Source organism: Alicyclobacillus sendaiensis NBRC 100866 (genome assembly GCF_001552675.1).
Taxonomy (GTDB): Bacteria; Bacillota; Bacilli; order Alicyclobacillales; family Alicyclobacillaceae; genus Alicyclobacillus; species Alicyclobacillus sendaiensis.
The window spans coordinates 18,356-36,964 of sequence record NZ_BCRQ01000028.1 but is presented as its reverse complement, the minus strand read 5'-3'; the positions used below and the strand labels follow the sequence as shown (position 1 = coordinate 36,964).

Sequence of the window (18,609 nt, the reverse complement as noted above, 5' to 3'; positions counted from 1 at the left end):
TCATCTTCTGCATGAGGTGGGAGGGGACCTGCGTCGAGGATAGCGTCGAGGCGTCGACCGTCACGGTGCCAGCTGACATGGACACCTTTGCGCCGAGACTCTTCAAAATCTGTAACATCACCCGGACGTCCTCAAGATCGGGGACGTTTCTCACCACGGAACGCCCCGCCACCATGACGGTGGCGGCGAGAATCGGAAGGGCAGCGTTCTTCGCGCCCGCCACCCGGACTTCGCCGGCCAGCGGTACGCCGCCCTCAATCCGCAACCATTCCATCGTCCACACCTCCCAACAAGGGTTCACCGAGCACGCGGACCTCGGTTTCCAGGGCGATGCCAAACCGCTCTCGAACCACCGACTGCGCGTGCCGAATCAGCCACAGCACATCGCTCGCCGACGCGTTGCCCAGGTTGATGATAAAGTTCGCGTGCTTGTCGCTAATCATCGCCTGCCCGCGGCGCAGGCCCTTGAGCCCCGCCTCCTCGATCAGCCTGGCCGCGTGGGTGCCCTCGGGATTCCGAAAGACCGATCCGCAGTTCGGAAAACTGAGCGGCTGCGTCGCGATGCGGCGCTGGGACCACTCGCGCACGACGCGCCGCATCTCGTCGCGATCGCCCGGCGCAAGCTGAAACTTGGCCCACGTCACGATGCCGAAGCGATCCTTGAGCACGCTGTAGCGGTAGCCAAAGCGCAGGTCTTCCTTCGAGAGCCGCGCAATGGCGCCGGTCTCGTCCATCACCTCGGCCCACGCGAGCACGTCGCACGTCTCGCGGCCGTACGCGCCCGCGTTCATCATGACCGCACCGCCGACGGAACCGGGAATGCCCGTGGCGAATTCGAGGCCGGAGAGGCCGTGGCGAATGGCCACATTTGCGAGCGCGACGTACGAGCGGCCAGCCATCGCGTAGACCGCGCGCTCATCTTCCCGCACCTCGTACGAAGCGAAGGCGTCGTGCAACTTGATCACGAGGCCGCGAATGCCGCCGTCCAACACGAGGGTGTTGGAACCGCGGCCGATGACGGTGATGGGCAGGCCGTGGTCTCGCGCGGCGCAGACGCTCGCGCGCAGGGCGTCGACCGAGTCCGGCTCGACGAAGTAATCGGCGGGTCCTCCGATCCGCCACGTCGTGTGCCGTTTCATCGGCTCGCCCCGCGTCACCTTCACCCCTTGCTCCATCAGCATGTGTACAAACGGATCGTCCACCATGTCAGGTCCTCCACGAACGTTCACGGGTCACCTACCGCACCGCCGCAACCGCATCATATGCCGCGCTGGGCGAAGGGTGAGTGCCTAGGTTCGGCGCGCTTCCGCCACTTCGAGGACGAGATCGCCCAAGCGCCTGACCGCGTCGGGCCGACCAAAGCGCCGAGCCCGCGCCCGGACTTCGCCGAGATCGCCCTCCATCATGCTGCAGATCTCGTTCCACAAACCATCCGGCGTGAGATCGGCTTCTCGGATGACGCGGGCGGCGCCTGCGCGGGCAAGCTGCATCGCGTTTTCCTCCTGGTGATTCGCGGTCACGTACGGGCTCGGAACGAGGATAGACGCGACGCCGAGCGCGCAGATCTCCGCAAGGGTGCTCGATCCGGCCCGGCTCACCATCAGATCGACGTGAGCGAGAAGCGCAGGCATGTCCGAAATGAAGGGATGGAGCGTGACATTCCGAGAGAGCGGCCCGACCTTGTCTCGAATGGCCTCAAAATGGCGTTCGCCCGTCACGAACAACACGCGCCACGCGGGATGGTCCGCAAAGCGCGGGAGGATACTCGCGACCACCTGATTCGCGGTCTCGGAGCCCCGGCTGCCGAACACGATCAGAATGACGCGCTGATCGCGCAGAATGCGATACTTGTCAAGCGCCTTCCGCTTGTCCTCCGCAGAGACGTCCACCACCTCGCTCGCGCGCGGATTCCCCGTGAACACCACGCGCTTGGCGTGGGGGAACAGCGCCTCGCTCTCGGGAAAGCACACGGCCACGGCGTCCACGCGCCGCATCAGCAGCCGGTTGGTGAGCCCGGGCCGCGCATTGCCCTCCCATATCACGGACGGAACGCCTAGCTTGGTGGCGGCGTACATCACGGGAAGCGCGACAAATCCTCCTGTGCCCACCGCGACGTCGGGGCGGAAGTCGCGCACGACGCGGAGCGCTTCCCGGTACCCTCGGTATGTGGTGGCAAGCGTGCGCACGGCATCGAAAGACAAGTCTCGCCGAAGCCCTGCCGCGTGAATCGAGGCGAAGGGCAAACCGGCTTCCGGCACCAAGCGGCTCTCGAGCCCCTGTTCCGTACCGACGTACAAAACCGATGCGCCTTCCGATCTCGCCTTCAAGTGCCGCCAAAGCGAAAGGGCGGGGAAGATGTGGCCGCCCGTGCCCCCACCCGTCAACAACACCTTCATTCTACCATCCCCGCCTGCTTTGAAATATTGAGGAGGATGCCGACGCCGCTCAGCAACAACGTCAAGGATGATCCGCCGTAGCTGATGAACGGCAGCGTGATGCCCGTTGCAGGAATGGAGCCCGTCACCACGCCGATGTTGATCAGGACCTGCACCGCAATCATCCCAGTGATGCCCGTCGCCAAGAGCGTTCCGAAGTCGTCCGGTGCATACAGCGCCGTGCGGATGCCGCGCCAAATCAGCACCGCAAACAGGAGGAGGACCGAGACGGTCCCGAGCAACCCGAGTTCCTCCCCGACAATCGAAAAGATGAAGTCGGTTTGCGGCTCCGGCAGGTAGAGAAACTTCTGCCGGCTCTGTCCGAGGCCGAGCCCCAGGATACCGCCGGATCCGAGCGCGTAGAGCGACTGGATGATCTGGTAACCCTTTCCGAGCGGGTACTTCCACGGATCCAAAAAGGCGTAGATGCGATCCATGCGGTACGGCGCGATGGCGACGAGTCCTGCGAATCCGACGACGCCTGCGCCGAGCAGCGTCGCCAAGTGGGACCAGCGCGTGCCCGCGACGAACAGCATGATGAGCGTCGTCCCCATGATCACGACGCTCTGGCCGAGATCGGGCTCCAACATGATGAGCCCCACCGCCACCAGCGCGAGCCCCATCGGCGGCACGAACCCGCGCCAGAAGGAGTGCATCCGGTCCTTCGACTCGGCGAGCAAATGCGCGAGAAACATGACAAGGCCGAGTTTCGCGAACTCGGACGGCTGAATGCCGAGCGAACCGATGCCGAGCCACGCCTTGGATCCGCCGCGGTTCACACCCACCACAAGTACGAGAACCAATAGCGCGTAGCTCGCCAGCGCAATCTTCGGCGCGTGCCTGCGCCACACGTGGTAGTCGACGCGCGAGAGCCAGATCATCAGGCCAACACCCATCAGCGCCCAGAGCGCTTGCCGCTTGGAGAAGTAGAAGGCATCCTGAAACCGAGTCGCCGAGATAATCGACGAAGCGCTGTGCACCATGGTCACGCCGAATGCGAGCAACAGCAGGATGACGCCAATCAGCGTGAAGTCAGGCGACGAACCCGGCGTTCGCTTCGGCGACGCCGACATAGACCGCAACACCGCGTTCCCTCCCCTCCCGCGCCACCTGGCGCGGTGTGGTCCAAAGGCCGCGGCCTTTGGACACGCTGCTACAGTCTATGCACGGCCTCCTTGAACATGCTGCCCCTCACCTCGTAGGAAGGAAACATATCCCAACTGGCGCAGGCAGGCGACAGCAGGACCACGTCCCCCGGCTTCGCCAACCGGCTGGCCTCGCGCACGGCCTCCTCGATCGTCGCTACAGTCACGCAGGTCGCCACGCCCGCCCGGGCGAGCACTTCCCTGAGCTTCTCCTTGGTCTCCCCAAGAAGGACCGCGGCTCGGACGCGCCCCGAGAGATCCGGCACGAGCGGATCAAACGAGATCCCGCGGTCGAGGCCCCCTGCAATCCACACCACGCCGCCCCCGAACGACCGCAGCGCCTGTCTCGCGGCATCCGGATTCGTCGCCTTCGAGTCGTTGTAATACCGCACGCCCCCGACCTCGCGCACGAACTCCAGCCTATGCTCGACACCTTGAAACGTGGCGAGCACGCGCGCGACCGCCTCCACGCTTGCCCCCGCCGCGAGCGCCAAGGCCGCGGCAGCTGCAGCGTTCTGCAGGTTGTGCCTGCCAGGCAGCGCAACGCGGTCCACCGGCAGAATGGGCGTCCGATCCCCCCCGCGCACGGCGACGAGCGCTCCGTCGATCACGCCAACGCCTTCGTCAAACGGCGCCCCTTCCAGGCTGAACCCGCGGACGCGAGCCGCCAGTCGCCTGGCCCCATCGCGCACGAGCGCCTGATCCCAGTTGAGAATGGCGACGTCGTCCGGCGTCTGATTCGCAAACAGCTTCCACTTCGCCGCTTGATACGCCTCGTATGTGCCGTGATAGTCGAGGTGAGCGGGGTAAAAGTTGAGCAGAAGGCCGCCCCGCGGATGAAACGTGTGCGTGCCATCCAGTTGAAAGCTCGACACCTCGAGAACCAACCGATCGCCCGGTTGATCCACCACGTCGCACACCGGCGTGCCGATGTTGCCCGCGACGATGGGATTGCATCCCGACGCCTTCAGCATCTCGCCGACGAGCGTCGTGGTCGTGGTTTTTCCGTTGGAACCCGTAATGGCGTATATCGGCCTTCGTTCGAACCAGGAGGCAATCTCCACGTCTGTGACCATCACGTGCGACGCCTTGAGCAACTGAGCAACAAACGGCTGGTGGTACGGAATCCCGGGGCTTTTGGCCACAAACTGCCATGGATGCCCGACCAACGTCTCCGGATGCCCGCCGAGCACCAGGTCCACGCCAAGCGCGGCGAGCGAAGCCATGCGCGGATCGGACGGATCGAGATGGCGCTCGTCCGTCGCGGTCACGCGAAAGCCCCGCCTGGCGAGGAACGAGGCAACGGCGGTACCGCTCTTGCCCAAGCCCACGACGAGCACCTCGCCCGGCGAATCCAACCAAATCTCAGGTGTAACACGGTTCACATCGTTGGCCCCCTCAGTGCGACACCATCGCAAGCGTGCCAAAGGCGCAGATGAACGACGCGAGCCAGAAGAGGATGACAACCTCCCACTCTGACCAACCGCCGAGCTCGAAGTGGTGATGCAACGGGCTCATGCGAAAGACGCGCCGCCCAAACGTCTGATACGAGAAGACTTGAATGATGACGGACAAAGCCTCCATGACAAACACCAGGCCAAACAGGACCAGGGTCAGTTCGCTGTGCGTCAACACGGCGGCCATGGCAAGCCCCCCGCCGATGGCGAGCGACCCGGTGTCTCCCATGAAGACTTTCGCCGGATGGCGATTGAACACGAGAAACGCCGCGAGCGCCCCCACCATCGCCGCGCAATACAGCGCGACATCGTAACTCGTGTGCCAGTAGGCGTACACGGCGTACGCTGCGAACACCATGATGGCCGATCCCGACAACAGCCCGTCCAATCCGTCGGTGAGGTTAACGGCGTTTGTCGTGCCCACGAGAACCAGCATCAGAAACAGGATGTACAAGAAACCGAGGCGAACCACGTCGTCCGTGAACGGAATGTGCACGGCCAGCGCTTCCTGTCCCTGCGCCCGGTACAAGAGGACAAACAAGATGGCCGTCAGAATGGCCTGGAAGATGACCTTCTGTTTGGCCGTCAGGCCGAGGTTTCGACGTTTCACAATTTTAATCAGGTCATCCGCAAAGCCGATGAGTCCGAACCCCACCGTGGCGACGAGCATCATCACCGTGTCCAAGCTCCCGAACGCAAACCGGAGCGTCGTCAAGACCACCGCAACGAGAATCATCACGCCGCCCATCGTCGGTGTGCCGGCTTTCGACTGATGGTGCTTCGGTCCCTCTTCGCGAATCGACTGGCCGAACTTGAGGCGGCGCAGAAGTGGGATGGCGATGGGCCCCAAGAGCACGCCGATCACGAATGCCGCGAGCGCCGTCAGCAAAAGCGCCTGAATGTCCAACGGAAACGCCCCCTAGTTCCGCCCGTACCGCGCGCGTATGGCTCGACGGGCTTCTTCGCGATCGTCAAAATGGCGCTTCTCCGCGCCGATGATCTGGTAGTCCTCGTGTCCCTTGCCTGCAATCACGACGACATCTCCAGGCTCCGCTTCCTCGATGGCCATCTCGATGGCGAGCCGGCGGTCGACCTCTTCCCGCACCCTGTGCGATTGCGCCGGGTCCACGCCCTGGCGCATATCGGCGAGGATGGCGAGAGGGTCTTCGCTGCGCGGGTTGTCGCTCGTGAAGATGGCCCGGTCCGCCAGCCTCACGGCGACCTCCGCCATCTTGGGCCGCTTCGTCCGGTCGCGATCGCCCCCACAACCGACCACGACCAGGACGCGCGCCGGCGCGAACTCGCGCACCGCCGTGAGCACGTTCTCGAGCCCGTCCGGCGTATGAGCGTAATCCACGAAGACGGAAAACGGCTGCCCTTCGTCGATCCGCTCCATCCTCCCGGGCACGCTTGGGTACGAGCGAATTCCCTCCTGAATCTCCGCCGGCGTGAGGTCCTCCACGAGGGCGATGGCGACGGCGGCCAGGGTGTTGTAGACGTTGAATCGGCCGATGAGCGGCGTCTCCACCTCAAACGCGCCAGCAGGAGACTCGACGACGAAACGCGCACCATCGGCCGACAGCCGCACGTCCCGGGCGGTGACGTGCGCGGCGCGCTCGATCCCGTACGTGAGGATGGGCGCCGCAGACGCCTCCGCCATCACCCAAGACCAAGGATCGTCCGCGTTGATGACCGCGTAGACGGAGCGGGCCGGGTCGTCCCCCGCGCCGTTGCCGAGGCGAGAGAACAGGAGCGCCTTGGCGGCTGCATACCGTTCCATGGTACCGTGAAAATCGAGGTGATCTTGTGTCAAGTTCGTGAACGCGGCGCAGGCAAACGACACGCCCGCCGCCCGCCGCTCCACGAGCGCGTGCGATGACACCTCCATGACCGCGTGCGTGGCGCCTTCGTCGACGAACCGCCGAAGCCAGCGGTGAACCTCCACGGCCTCGGGCGTCGTGTTGGGAAGGGGCCACGAGGTGTGCCCCAGTTTGGCGCCAACCGTGCCGATGAGCCCAGCCTTCCGCCCCGCCGAATCGAGCAAGTGGCGCACGATGTGGGTCACCGTCGTCTTGCCGTTGGTGCCCGTGACCCCGATGACCCGGATGGCGCGCGACGGATGGCCGAACAATCGATCGGCGACGAGCGCGCTCCAGTGGCGGGTATCTGGGACGACAACCTGAGGAATGGACGGGGGCACATCGGCGACGGGCTCCTCCACCATCACCGCCACGGCGCCGCGATCCACAGCCTGCCGGGCGAATTGGTGTCCGTCCACCCTATGGCCGCGCACGGCCACAAACAAACTGCCTGACTGGACGTCGCGCGAGTCAGTCGTGATATGGACGATATCCGGGTTCTCCGCGTTGGTCACCTGAAAATTGACGAAAGGCTGAAACAATTGTCTCAATCGCAAGGCGCCTTCCTCCCCCACCTGCGGCGTGCCATTCGCAAATCTAGGGCAGTCGCGGCCCGATGTCAACCTCCGAGCGCGAAGGCCGCCACCTGGTTGGTCGACGGCGCCTTCTGCCCGCGATAGAGGCGGATGGTCGATCCGGGCTCCACCTGAGCGCCTCCTGCCGGAGCCTGCGCGATGATCACGTCCCCCTGGCCCAATACCTGCACCCTGAGGTTTGCGGAATTCTGGAGCGCCAGGTTTTGAGCTTCCTTCATCGTGAGTCCCACAAAATTCGGGACCGTCACCGGCGGCACCTCGGGATACCGGTACTTCTTCTTCAGTCCCTGCGTCTGCGGTGGCACGCCGAGCTCGCGCAAGCCGTCGTCCAAAATGTTGCCAACGATGGGCGCAGCAATGACACCGCCAAACACAATGCCGTGCTCCGGGTGGGGGTTGTCAATGGCGACGTAGCAGACCAGGGCCGGATCGTTCGCGGGCGCCATGCCGATGAAGGAGACGATGTAATGCCCCGGCTCGTAACGCCCGTTTTTCGCCACCTGCGCCGTGCCGGTCTTTCCGGCGATCCGGTAGCCCTCGCGATACGCCCTGGTGCCGCTCCCGTTCGCCACCACGCTCTCGAGCGCGGCGCGCACCTCGGCCGCCACCTGGGGCGAGATGACCTGGCGCACGACCGTCGGCTTGGTCACGGAGACCACCCGCCCCGTGTCGGGATCGATGATTTCGGACACGAGATACGGCTTCATCAGCTTGCCGCCGTTGGCCACCGCCCCCACCGCCATCACCTGCTGGATGGGCGTGACCGACACCCCTTGGCCGAAGGCTGTGGTGGCCAGCTCGAGCGGGCCGACTTGGCTCAGCTTGAACAGGATGCCGTTCCCCTCGCCAGGAAGGTCAATCCCGGTCTTCTGCCCGAACCCGAACGCGCGAATGTACGAGAACAGCGACTCCTTGCCCAATCGCTCACCGAGGGCGATAAACCCAGGGTTACATGAGTTTTCCACCACATTCAGAAACGACTCGGACCCATGTCCGCCCGCCTTCCAACAGCGAATGCGGTGCCCCGCGACCTCGTAGTAGCCGGGATCGTAAAATCGGTCGTTCAAGTTCACTTTGTCTTCCTGCAACGCCGCGGCCAGCGTCACAATCTTGAACGTGGATCCCGGCTCAAAGGTCTGCCAGATGGCGAGATTGCGGTTGTAGGTGGACGGATCGGCCGAGCGCCAGTCGGCTGGGTTGAACGTGGGATAGTTGGCCATCGCGAGAATGGCGCCCGTCTTCGGGTTTTCCACAATCGCCGTCACGGAATCCGGATGGTACGCGGCCACGGCCTGCTCGATCTCGCGCTCCACAAACTGCTGAATTTGAAGGTTCAGGGTGGTCTTGATATTGTCGCCGTCGGTCGGTTCGACCACCGATTGACCCTCGCCGGGAATCAGTTCTCCGTTTGCTTTCGCGTAAAACGTGATGCCTCCCTTCTTGCCGCTCAACACGCTGTTGTACTGCTTCTCGAGCCCCGTGAGTCCGACGTTGTCATACCCCGTGATGCCAAGCACCTGCGCCGCCAGCGATCCGTATGGATACGCTCGCTTGCCGTCCTCCGTCAGGTAGATTCCAGGCAACTCCAGCTTGCGGACGGCGTTCGCCTGCTCTTCCGACATCTGCCGCCCTCCCGGGCGGATGTAGACCATGAGTTCCCGCTGGGAGATCTGGCGCAGCACGCTGTCGACACTCATGTGCAAAATGGGCGCCAGCTTGGCCGCCGTGCCCGCCTTGTCCTTGATTTGGCTCGGCACCGCCACAATCGTGGGTGCGCTCGCCGTGTACGTCAGCGGCTGTCCGTCGCTCGCCAGGATGCTCCCGCGGATGCCGGACAGCGGCACGGTGCGATCCCACGACTGCTTTGCCAGATTCGAGAGCCACGCGGCTTGCCAGCCCTGCACATACGCGAGTCGGCCGATCAGCGCGCCGATGGCGGCAAAGAGGCCAAACAGGAGCATGACAAGCCGCCGCCTCATGAGTCCAGGAGTCACGCGCACAGACTTCGCCCCCAACGTCGCACAGCTTGTTCGCTGAGACTAGCCTATGCGCGCTCTTCCTGAAATAGAAGGGCTGACGCTCGGCGTCAGCCCTTCGGAGACAACCGAATCGCGACGGTCTCCCCCGCGTGCACACGCGCTCCTGGAGGAACGGACTGACTCGCCACATAGCCCGATCCCGACGGCGAGACGTTCAGCCCCATCGCGGCGAGCAGGTTGGCCGCCTCCCGAAGCGTCAGGCCCGTCAGATCCGGCATGGGAAATGCGGCGGACTCGTGATGGTCGAGCAGAGCGTACAGCTTGGAGCCTCTCGGCACCTCCACGCCGGGCGCCGGCCACTGCCGAACAATCGCACCGCTCGATCCGGTAAACATCCCCTGAAGGCCGTCCTGCGCGAGCACGGCTTGCGCCTCGGCCTGGGACATCCCGACCAGATTCGGCGTTTCCACGTAAGTCACCTGACCCGCGCCGGGTTCGGTTTGAAGCGACTTGACCGCGCCCGTCGGCGGAATGTGGTAGTAGTTCAGGCACTCCTGCATAATGGCCCGCGCCACCGGAATGGCCACCGTGCTACCCCAAGCTTCATCCGGGGCCACCTGGGGATCGTACACCGTGACGTACACCACAACTTTCGGATCCTGCGCCGGCACGAATCCGATGAAGGACGTCTCGAACTTGCTTGCATAGTACGCGCCTGTCGCGGGATCCACAATTTGCGCGGTGCCGGTCTTTCCGGCGACTTCGTAGCCAGGTATCGCGGCGCCCGTGTCGATCCCGTGCTTCGGATCGGACACGTCGAGGACCATCGTGTCCCGTACCTCTTGAATGACGCTCTCGGGCAGAAAGCCTTGGCGAATCACCGTCGGGCGATTCTCTTGAATCACCTTGCCCGATGGCGAGATCACCTTGCTGATGATGTAGGGCCTGAGCAGCCGTCCGCCGTTCGCAATCGCGTCCATGGCCATGATCTGCTGCATGGGCGTGACCGCGATGCCCTGGCCAAACCCGGCCGTCGCCAACTCGAGCTGCCCCTGTTCCGACGGAGGAAACAGGATGGAGGTCGCTTCGTTCGGAAGGTCGATCCCTGTAGGCTTGGTAAACCCGAACAACTGCAGGTACTTGTCGAAGTTGGGCCATCCCAACGCCATCGCGATGCGGGCAAAGCCGACGTTCGACGACTCTTCCAACGCCTGCTGATACGTCAGGACGCCGAAGCCGACGTGATTCCAGTCGTGAATCGTGCGGCCGTCGATGGTGATTTGACCGGACTGAAACGTGTCGTAGAGATTGATGGAATTCGTCGCGAGCGCAGCCGCAAGCACAAACGGTTTGAACGTCGATCCCGGCTCAAACGAGCTGGATACCGCCCAATTGGAAGACAGCGCCTCGAGGCTCGCTTTCCAATATTGATTCGGATTGAAATTGGGCCAGCTCGACATGGCGAGAATCGCGCCCGTCTGGGGGTCGGACACCACGATGGCGGCATGCTGCGGATGGTACTTTTGCACGAGCGCGTTCATCTGATCCTCGACGTAGCCCTGGATGGTGTCGTCGAGGGTCAACTGCACGTTGTCGCCCGGTTTGGGGGCTTTGACGATTCTCACGCTGCCCGGGATGGGTACGCCCGTCGGATCCTGCTGGTAAGCGATGAGCCCGTTCTGTCCCGCCAAGGCCGTGTTCATCTCGAGCTCCACGCCGCTTTCGCCTACCCCTTTGACCACGTAGCCGATCGCATTCGACGCGAAATCCCCGTACGGATATACGCGCAACTCCGTCGGCGTGAAGGTCACGCAATTCGTCCACGCCGTGCGCCGGTCATCCGGCGCCCACGGGTGCGCCGCGAAAGCCGCCTCGAGCTTCGATTTGACGATGGCCTCCACGGGCGTGGGCAGCTGAATCCAGGAGGCTTGCTTCGCGAGGAGTGCGGCGAGATCCGCCGCGCGGGTCCCCAAAATTGGCGCGAGCGTTCGAGCGGCCTCGTCTGCGTACGGACGAAGGGGTGCAAGCTCGATGTCGACGTAGTAGGCCGGGACATCGTAGGCGAGGCGATGGCCTTGTGCGTCCAGGATGGCTCCTCGGGGCGCGAGCAGGGGCTCGGTCACGTCCATCACCTTGGCCGCATCCCGCTTCAGCGTCCCCCCGTACACGCGCTGCACGTCGTAAATGCGCCAGACGACGGCGCCGAGGGTCGCCACCATCGCGAGCTGAAGCGCCCAGAACCGCCGTTTCGGGCGTTTCCAACTGCTTTGCCTGCCCGTTCGTCTGATTCGTCGGTTCATGCCATCACTCGCCGTTTCCTTGCGTCGGGATCATCACTGGATTTTTGTACACCATGTGCAGCTGATTGATGGCGACGTTCAGAATGTGCGCGGGCTGCTCCAGCTCGGACACCTGCATTTGCAGGTTGGCGTTGACCGCTTGCTGCGCCGCAATGGCCGCCTGGAGTTTGGCGTGCTCGTCGTTCAATACGTAGACCTCGGCACCTTTCGCGGCGACCCACCACACAACTCCGAAGCTGACGACGCAACACACAGCAAAGCTCACCCGGTTCCAGAGGCGCCGGCGAGCGGCGCGCCGTTCTTCCTGTCGCGCATCCTGTTCACGCCTTGGCGTCGTGTGCCCCCACGCCTCGCGACGCGTGCGAAGTTCCTGTTGCACGGCAGACATGGCATTCATCGCTCCCCATCATCCAGCTTTTCGAAAGCGCGCAGCTTCGCCGATCGCGCGCGCGGATTCCTTTCCAACTCCTCGCTCGAAGGCGTCACGGGCTTTCGCGACACCATACGTCCCAGGGGTTTGCGGCCACATTGACACACCGGAAACTCCGGTGGACAAACACACCCCTTCGCCCAAGTCTGAAACAGCCGTTTGACCGCTCGGTCCTCGAGGGAATGAAACGTGATGACCGAAAGCCGCCCTCCCGGCTTCAGAACGCGAAACGCCGCTTCCAGGCCGCGCTCCAGCGCGCCCAACTCGTCGTTGACCGCCATGCGGATGGCCTGAAAGGTGCGCCGGGCCGGATGCGGACCGCTGCGCCGCGCGGCCGCCGGAATGGCGCCCTTGACGATTTCCGCCAGTTCCGTCGTCGTCTCAATGGGCTTCTTCGATCTCGCCCGCGCAATGGCGCGCGCAATGGACGCCGCAAACTTCTCCTCGCCGTACTCCCGGATGATGCGGGCCAATTCCTGCTCATCCCACTCATTGACGATCGCGCGCGCATCGAGCGGCCGATCCCTGTCCATGCGCATGTCGAGCGGCCCCTCGTGCCAGTAACTGAATCCCCGCTCCGGGCGGTCAAACTGCGGGGAGGACACGCCGAGATCAAACAGGACCCCGTCCACCGCAGCGACCCCAAGGTCCCTCAGGCGTTCCTCCATCTCAGCGAAATTCGCCTTCACAAGCGTCAGACGCCCGCGATACCGCTGTTTGAGCGGTTCGGCGTGCGCGATGGCCGTCTCGTCCTGATCAAACGCGATCACGGCCCCATCCGGCGCGGACCGCTCGAGTAGGCGAGTAGTATGTCCTCCTCCGCCGAGGGTCGCATCCACGTACACACCGCCTGGCCGCGGCTGTAGCGCGTCCACAGCCTCCTCCAACAACACGGTCTCGTGGGCAAACGCCAACGTCTCATCCCCCGCCATTCAGAACGAAAAGTCGACGAGGTTTTCCGCAATCTCCGCAAACGATTGCTCCGCGTCGCTCGAATAGTGTTCCCAGACCCTCGTATTCCAAATTTCAACTCGATTCGACACGCCGATCAGCGTGCACTCCTTCTCGAGCTTGGCGTACTCGCGCAACTTAGGAGGCAGGAGAATGCGGCCCTGCTTGTCCACTTCGCATTCGGACGCGCCCGAAAAGAAGAAGCGCACAAACGCCCGCGCGTCCGATCGCGTCATGGGGAGAGACTTGAGCTTCACTTCGAGCGCGCGCCACTCATCGACCGGGTAGGCGAACAGGCACTGGTCAAGGCCGCGAGTGACGATGAACGAATCCCCCAGCCCTTCCCGAAACTTTGCCGGGATGGTCAGCCGCCCTTTGCTGTCGAGGGAATGTTCGTACTCACCCATGAACAACGGCCTTCACCACCCGCTCGCGCGTGTCCCCCACTTTGCCCCACTTTCCACCACAATCATACCTCTTCGCGGTCCGTCGCGGATCTCCTGCTCGCTCTCTCGATTTTTTCGCGCCCATTCACGCAGCGAGGCGACCGCGCGCAGCGCGATCGCCTCCCATGTCACTCGCGTTCAGTTGTCCATGACGACGTCGATTACAGGGCCCATCTGCGAAATGGAGCTCCACGTCGGCAACTCAGAAAACGCTCGCGTCCCGACCTCGCTCCAGAAGTTGAGCGGGCACAGGCGCCGCTCCTGAGGATACCCATCCGGAAACAGACATCGCTCAATCTGGCGCAACTGCCGGATCTGGTCCTGACGCCGCCGCTTCCACGCGCGAACGATGCGCCGCTCCAGATCCCTCCAGGCGCGCTCCTCCACCTGCTCCTGTCGCTCGAGGATGGCGCGAACATCTGGACCCGCCGCGCCGTAGGACGCCTCCAAGCTGCGAAGCGTCGAGCGCACGCGCTCCATCCAACCGTCGATGTCGCGCCGAAGCGGTTCCGTCACATCGGCCATCGCGCGCGTTGCCACGAGATCGCAGGAGTCGCGCAGTTCGTCGAGAGACAGGTCGTGCTTTCGCAGCAGGCGGGCGACACTGGGGGGGACCAGGCGCATGCGCTGCCGCAGGATGACCGGCGGCATGCGCCGCCCGTGCGCGTGGAACACGCCGCGCGCAAGTGGGTAATACGCAATCTCGCTCGGCCCTCCGACGTACGCCAGGGTGGGCAACACCACATCCTGCACGACGGGCCGAAGAAGCACGTTGGCAGAGAAGCCGGTCGGATCGACATCGCCGCGCGCCAGCCATTTGGACAGCTCGCCGGCTTCGCCGTGGCCGCGCGCAACAAACCCTCGGCCGTTGGTCTCCAGGACGAACCGCTTGCCGTCGATCACGGCGAACACGGTCGAATGCCTCGGATCGCGAATCACCTCGGGGACGAAGCCCGCCCGTTCGACTTCGGCGTACGCATCGTCGAGCCGCCGCACAACTTCTTCCACGCCCTCCAGCGCGCGGCGGAACACGGGCCACGCGAGGCGCCGGATCGACGGCAGACAAGGATCGAAGAACACGAGTCCCTGTTCCGCGAGAAGCCGGGCCATCAATCTCGCGAACCACATCGCGAGGGAATCTCCCTCTCGCCACGCGGACCAGACCGCGTGAAGCGCCTCGAGCTTGTGGCTCGCGTCGTAAAGCCGCGCATCGGCTTGGTTCAACGCGGCTCGCACATCGTGCGCCGTCAGCACCTCGCAGTACATCATTTGGTGTGGCTGAAACCGGTGCGGAAGCTCGATGCGCGCGACTTCGCCCAGGCGGTCCACCACGTGGGCGTGGTTGACCTCCTCCGCGTCGTGATCCTCCGAGGCAATCCAAAACACCGGCACCACAGGGCGCTCGAGGCGGCGTTCGAGCTCGCGCGCGACGCCGATGGCGGTGAGCGCTTTGGCGAGGCTGTAGATGGGGCCGGTGAATAAGCCCGCCTGTTGCCCCGTGACGACCGCCAACGCGTCAGGCTGGGCCAGGCGGTCAAGCGCCCGATTTTGCGCAGGCGATGCGCCAATCTCGTCGTGAAACGAGCGCAAGGCTTGAACCAAGGACGCGCGCGTGTCGGGCGCGTAGGTGCGCAGGATATCCGCGGCGCGCGCGCGATAGGTCGCGATATCGCGCGGATCTTGATCGTCGTAGAGATGATGGACGCGATCGAAGGAGAACAAATGGGCGTCGGCTAGTGGATTTCCGGTCGGCGCCTCGTATACCGTACACTTCAAGGAGAACTCGCCCCTTTGCTCCACCCAAAATGGCCACACTCATCATAACAACCGGAGCTAGGGATGTAAAACCGTAAGGAGTTGAGAAAACCTCATGGAGCAAAAAGCGCTTGCGGATCGCGTGGCCATCGTGTCGGGCGCGTCGGGCGGCATTGGGCGCGCCATCGCCATCGAGCTGGCCGAGCAGGGCGCCAAAGTAGTGTGCGGATACTTCAGAAGAAAGGCCGAAGCCGAACAGACGGCCGCGGCGTGCGCGGCCCTCGGCACCGAGGCGCTTGCCGTAGAGGCCAATCTCGCGGACGAAGCCGGGGCCGTCACGCTCGTGACCGCGGCGACGCAGCTCGGCACGCCGAGTTTGCTCGTTCACGCCGCGGGCAGCGATCTACGGGCGCTCGTGCACGAGATGTCGACGTCGGCATGGCGCCAGGTGGTGGACGAGCACCTTTCTTCCGCGTTCTACCTTGCGCGCGCAGCGTTCCCTCACCTGCGCCGATCCCGCCACGCCTCGTGCGTCTTTGTCTCCTCCGTGTACGCGCTCCGGGGCGCGGCCATGGAAGCCGCGTACGCGGCCGCCAAGGGAGGCGTCGTGGCCTGGATGAAGTCGCTCGCGCGCGAGTGGGCGTCCGTCCCGGTGCGGGTCAACGCGGTCGCTCCGGGTCCCATCGAGACGCGAATGCTTCAACACCTGGACCCTGGTGAGTACGATGCGCTGCGACGTGAGATCCCGCTTGGACGAATCGGGCGTCCCGAGGACGTGGCCGCGGCCGTATCGTTTCTCTTGAACCCGCGGGCCTCCTACATCACCGGTCAAGTTCTCACCGTGGACGGAGGCTGGATGGGCTAGACCCCGGCTTTTTCTCGATGGGCTCAAGCTGCACGCCGAAACGGCGAACATGTATCTGAACGTCCACCTGGATCTTGGCCGTTTTCAGCTTTTCTTCCCACGGAAACGCCGCGAACTGTTGATAGGTCATGAACTGGCTGCGGATGGCCTTCGAGACCGGGATCACGTCGGCGTGATCGACGACGAGCAATCGCTTCAAAAGCCGCTCCATGCGATCGGACACCTGCTTGTCGAGCTCGGCCTCGAGCTTCTGGCGCGCGGCCGGATCGGCGTAATTGCGCGTCGACGAGATGTTGATCACGTCCACGTCCACCGGCACATGCGCGGTGATGATCATGGGATTGGATAGCTTCACCTGGTACTCCGCCGGCCGCTCCTTGTGAAGCTCCAGGCCGATGTCTCGCGAGGGATCCTCTGGATCTTGCAGGGTCAGCGTGGCGTGGTGCACCCCGCCCTGAAGCAGGCGCAGGTAGAGGCAGTCGGTCCCCGTCAGCTCGTCCACCATGCGGTCCTCGCGAAACACGGCCGCTCCCATCCAATCCACGGGATTGCCGCCTTCTCGGCGCACCTCGCCCGCGCGGTACGACAGTCCAGGCGTATCCGGCATTTCACCTTTTTGTACGTTCTGGTTGACCGCGAAGATCGGCGCAATGGCATCCTCGTGCGGGTTCTCCATGCCGTCAATCAGAGATTGAATCGGGCACACCGGCGCAATCCCGGTCCGCTGCGAGACAAGGGCCACCCCATCCGCAATACGGGTGATGGCCGAATCGAGCATGGGCTGAAAGGCCTTCATCGACTCACTCGCCTTGCCCTTCGACACCGACACGGGCACCGTCCGTCGAAACTCGCGGTAACGCGTGAGTGCCTCAATGTACGGCTCCACGCCCTCCTTCGCCAGGTCTTCTCCGAACACGATGAGGGACAGGTGCGAAAACGTGATGGAACGTTCCACCGAGCCGTTCGCTATCATCATCGCTTCGGGGATGCTCCGCGCGCGCACCGTGACCGGCTCCTTGCCGGCGAGTGGCTGAGCTCCGGAACGCGAATTCGCCCCGGTCGGGTTGACCGGCTGCGCGATGCGAAGCGTGCAGTCGATTAGGCCGCCTGGCGCCTTGTCGATCCCGAGCACACTCACAAACGCCTGTTGCTCCAGTTCCTGGCGATCATAGCAACCCGTCGTCGTCCACGGCGCGAACAGGGCCAGGCCGAGCGTGAGCCATCGTGATGCCGCGCGTGGCCAACGGAACGCAAGCCGCATGCCTCTCACCATCCTCGCTCGTAGGATGGCTCGCGGCGTATCATCGCATGCGCCAACCGAGTGGCACAGCGCCGGCATCAAAAAAGGAGCAAGCCTACTCAGCCTGCTCCATGCGCTCACCGGTCATAATCCGCTCGAGATTGCCGTACTCGTCAATTCGATACATAAACCCTTCGGCGAACTTCGCACCGAGGAGATCATCATCCAACAGCGCGGCTTTTCGCGCCCGATCCATGATCTCCACAAGCGCTTTGTAGTCCCGAGTGATGGCGTCGTGCGTAGACTTCAGTTCGCGCAGTTCTTCGCAGACGCGCTTGTAGTCGGCCTCGAGCGCCTCGTACTTCGCCTTCCACTCGTTCAACTGCCGTTCTGCGCTGCGCCACCTCGACGCCCACTCTTGGGCAGTGTTTTTCTCCTGGCGCAAGAAGCGCAGCACCTGAGCCCACGTCATGAGCGTCGCCGTCGGGTGATCGGCGTCGCCTCCTTCGAGCTGCGCCTGCACGCGCTGCGACTTGTTCTTCTTGCGTTCCTCTTTGGCCAGCTCAATCCGGTAACGCTGTTGCTTGCGCACGCACGCGTTCCAGCGGAAGCCGCACGCGGCCGCCGTTCTTCCGAGCCGCCTCGCCGCTTCGTTGAAACCGGCCAGCTGGGTGCTACCTTCCTTGATGTGTTTCAGGACGATCTCCGCTAGAATCTCGTCGTCTTCTGTCGTCCACGCGTCTTGGCGCATCGCCCTGTCCTTCTGTCTCGTCTCGCTCATCGGGTCTCACCGGCCTTTCAAAACGATGGTCGCCAGTCGGAATTATTCCGACGCTACCATTTGTTATTCCCATCGGCGAGGAGACTTAAACAGAAGCAAGGGCTCGAGGCGACTACGGTTCTGCGCGATGGCCTGGGCGAATTCTGCGCCAACCGCGCCGCCGATAGATGTACGGCGATTTCGCGCCCACGTATTCAATGACGACCCGGGGCGGGCGATCCAACAGCGGCTTTCGGCGGATGGCTCGCCAGGCCAGCCTGCCGAGGTACAGCGCCCGCGTGAGGCGCGATGCGTTCGATAACGCGTAGACGGTCGACGCCACGCGGAACAGTCGAAACGCGAGCCGAAGCCATCGCATCCGCATCCCTCC

Annotated in this window: 17 protein-coding genes; 1 reads left to right on the top strand and 16 read right to left on the bottom strand. The window is 63.8% G+C overall.

Features of this window, described 5'->3' with window-relative positions; translation table 11 throughout:
* The 13 genes from AS26_RS07320 to bshC all read right to left on the bottom strand — a co-directional run.
* On the bottom strand, positions 1-274 hold a 274-nt coding region (locus tag AS26_RS07320), incomplete at its 3' end, for a carboxyvinyltransferase (RefSeq protein WP_062307844.1).
* Positions 255-1,205: a UDP-N-acetylmuramate dehydrogenase gene (gene murB, locus AS26_RS07315; protein ID WP_062307842.1), complete on the bottom strand. Its 951-nt coding sequence runs from the start codon at positions 1,203-1,205 to the stop codon at positions 255-257. The genes AS26_RS07320 and murB, both read right to left, overlap by 20 nt.
* An 84-nt stretch (positions 1,206-1,289) precedes the next feature.
* Positions 1,290-2,396, bottom strand: coding sequence for an undecaprenyldiphospho-muramoylpentapeptide beta-N-acetylglucosaminyltransferase (gene murG / locus AS26_RS07310; RefSeq protein WP_062307839.1), 1,107 nt, complete (start codon positions 2,394-2,396; stop codon positions 1,290-1,292).
* The gene (gene spoVE, locus AS26_RS07305; protein ID WP_062307851.1) at positions 2,393-3,508 is read right to left on the bottom strand and encodes a stage V sporulation protein E; all 1,116 of its coding nucleotides are present in this window, start codon (positions 3,506-3,508) and stop codon (positions 2,393-2,395) included. The genes murG and spoVE overlap by 4 nt, the downstream gene beginning before the upstream one ends.
* Before the next feature lie 80 nt (positions 3,509-3,588).
* A complete protein-coding gene (gene murD, locus AS26_RS07300) occupies positions 3,589-4,965 on the bottom strand; it encodes a UDP-N-acetylmuramoyl-L-alanine--D-glutamate ligase (protein WP_062307837.1) in 1,377 nt (458 codons plus the stop codon).
* A 13-nt stretch (positions 4,966-4,978) separates the two neighbouring features.
* Complete coding sequence (gene mraY, locus AS26_RS07295; protein WP_062307834.1) at positions 4,979-5,944, bottom strand: phospho-N-acetylmuramoyl-pentapeptide-transferase; 966 nt, start codon at positions 5,942-5,944, stop codon at positions 4,979-4,981.
* Positions 5,945-5,956: 12 nt separating this feature from the next.
* The gene (locus tag AS26_RS07290; protein WP_062307832.1) at positions 5,957-7,453 is read right to left on the bottom strand and encodes a UDP-N-acetylmuramoyl-L-alanyl-D-glutamate--2,6-diaminopimelate ligase; all 1,497 of its coding nucleotides are present in this window, start codon (positions 7,451-7,453) and stop codon (positions 5,957-5,959) included.
* Between the two features lie 62 nt (positions 7,454-7,515).
* Complete coding sequence (locus AS26_RS07285) at positions 7,516-9,492, bottom strand: stage V sporulation protein D (protein ID WP_444541745.1); 1,977 nt, start codon at positions 9,490-9,492, stop codon at positions 7,516-7,518.
* A gap of 86 nt (positions 9,493-9,578) precedes the next feature.
* On the bottom strand, positions 9,579-11,771 hold the full coding sequence (locus AS26_RS07280) for a PASTA domain-containing penicillin-binding protein (protein ID WP_062307827.1): 2,193 nt from the start codon (positions 11,769-11,771) through the stop codon (positions 9,579-9,581).
* Between the two features lie 4 nt (positions 11,772-11,775).
* Entirely contained in the window at positions 11,776-12,168 is a 393-nt protein-coding gene (locus tag AS26_RS07275; RefSeq protein WP_245629661.1) for a septum formation initiator family protein, read from the bottom strand.
* On the bottom strand, positions 12,165-13,133 hold the full coding sequence (rsmH, locus tag AS26_RS07270) for a 16S rRNA (cytosine(1402)-N(4))-methyltransferase RsmH (protein ID WP_174519927.1): 969 nt from the start codon (positions 13,131-13,133) through the stop codon (positions 12,165-12,167). Before rsmH ends, AS26_RS07275 begins: the two co-directional genes overlap by 4 nt.
* Positions 13,134-13,565 carry a division/cell wall cluster transcriptional repressor MraZ gene (gene mraZ, locus AS26_RS07265; protein WP_062307822.1) on the bottom strand — a complete coding sequence of 144 codons (432 nt, stop codon included), beginning with the start codon at positions 13,563-13,565 and terminating at the stop codon, positions 13,134-13,136.
* A gap of 171 nt (positions 13,566-13,736) precedes the next feature.
* Positions 13,737-15,374, bottom strand: a complete 1,638-nt coding sequence (bshC, locus tag AS26_RS07260; RefSeq protein ID WP_062307820.1) for a bacillithiol biosynthesis cysteine-adding enzyme BshC — start codon at positions 15,372-15,374, stop codon at positions 13,737-13,739.
* Positions 15,375-15,468: 94 nt separating this feature from the next.
* Between bshC and ymfI the strand changes: the two genes are divergently transcribed.
* A complete protein-coding gene (gene ymfI, locus AS26_RS07255) occupies positions 15,469-16,218 on the top strand; it encodes an elongation factor P 5-aminopentanone reductase (RefSeq protein WP_062307818.1) in 750 nt (249 codons plus the stop codon).
* Here the strand turns inward: ymfI and AS26_RS07250 are convergent.
* The 3 genes from AS26_RS07250 to AS26_RS07240 all read right to left on the bottom strand — a co-directional run bounded on the left by AS26_RS07250 (position 16,190) and on the right by AS26_RS07240 (position 18,597).
* Positions 16,190-17,479 carry a Ger(x)C family spore germination protein gene (locus AS26_RS07250; protein ID WP_062307816.1) on the bottom strand — a complete coding sequence of 430 codons (1,290 nt, stop codon included), beginning with the start codon at positions 17,477-17,479 and terminating at the stop codon, positions 16,190-16,192. The genes ymfI and AS26_RS07250 overlap by 29 nt on opposite strands.
* Before the next feature lie 94 nt (positions 17,480-17,573).
* Positions 17,574-18,209, bottom strand: coding sequence for an RsfA family transcriptional regulator (locus tag AS26_RS07245; RefSeq protein ID WP_062307814.1), 636 nt, complete (start codon positions 18,207-18,209; stop codon positions 17,574-17,576).
* A gap of 142 nt (positions 18,210-18,351) precedes the next feature.
* Positions 18,352-18,597 carry a hypothetical protein gene (locus AS26_RS07240; protein WP_062307811.1) on the bottom strand — a complete coding sequence of 82 codons (246 nt, stop codon included), beginning with the start codon at positions 18,595-18,597 and terminating at the stop codon, positions 18,352-18,354.
* Positions 18,598-18,609: the final 12 nt, after the last annotated feature.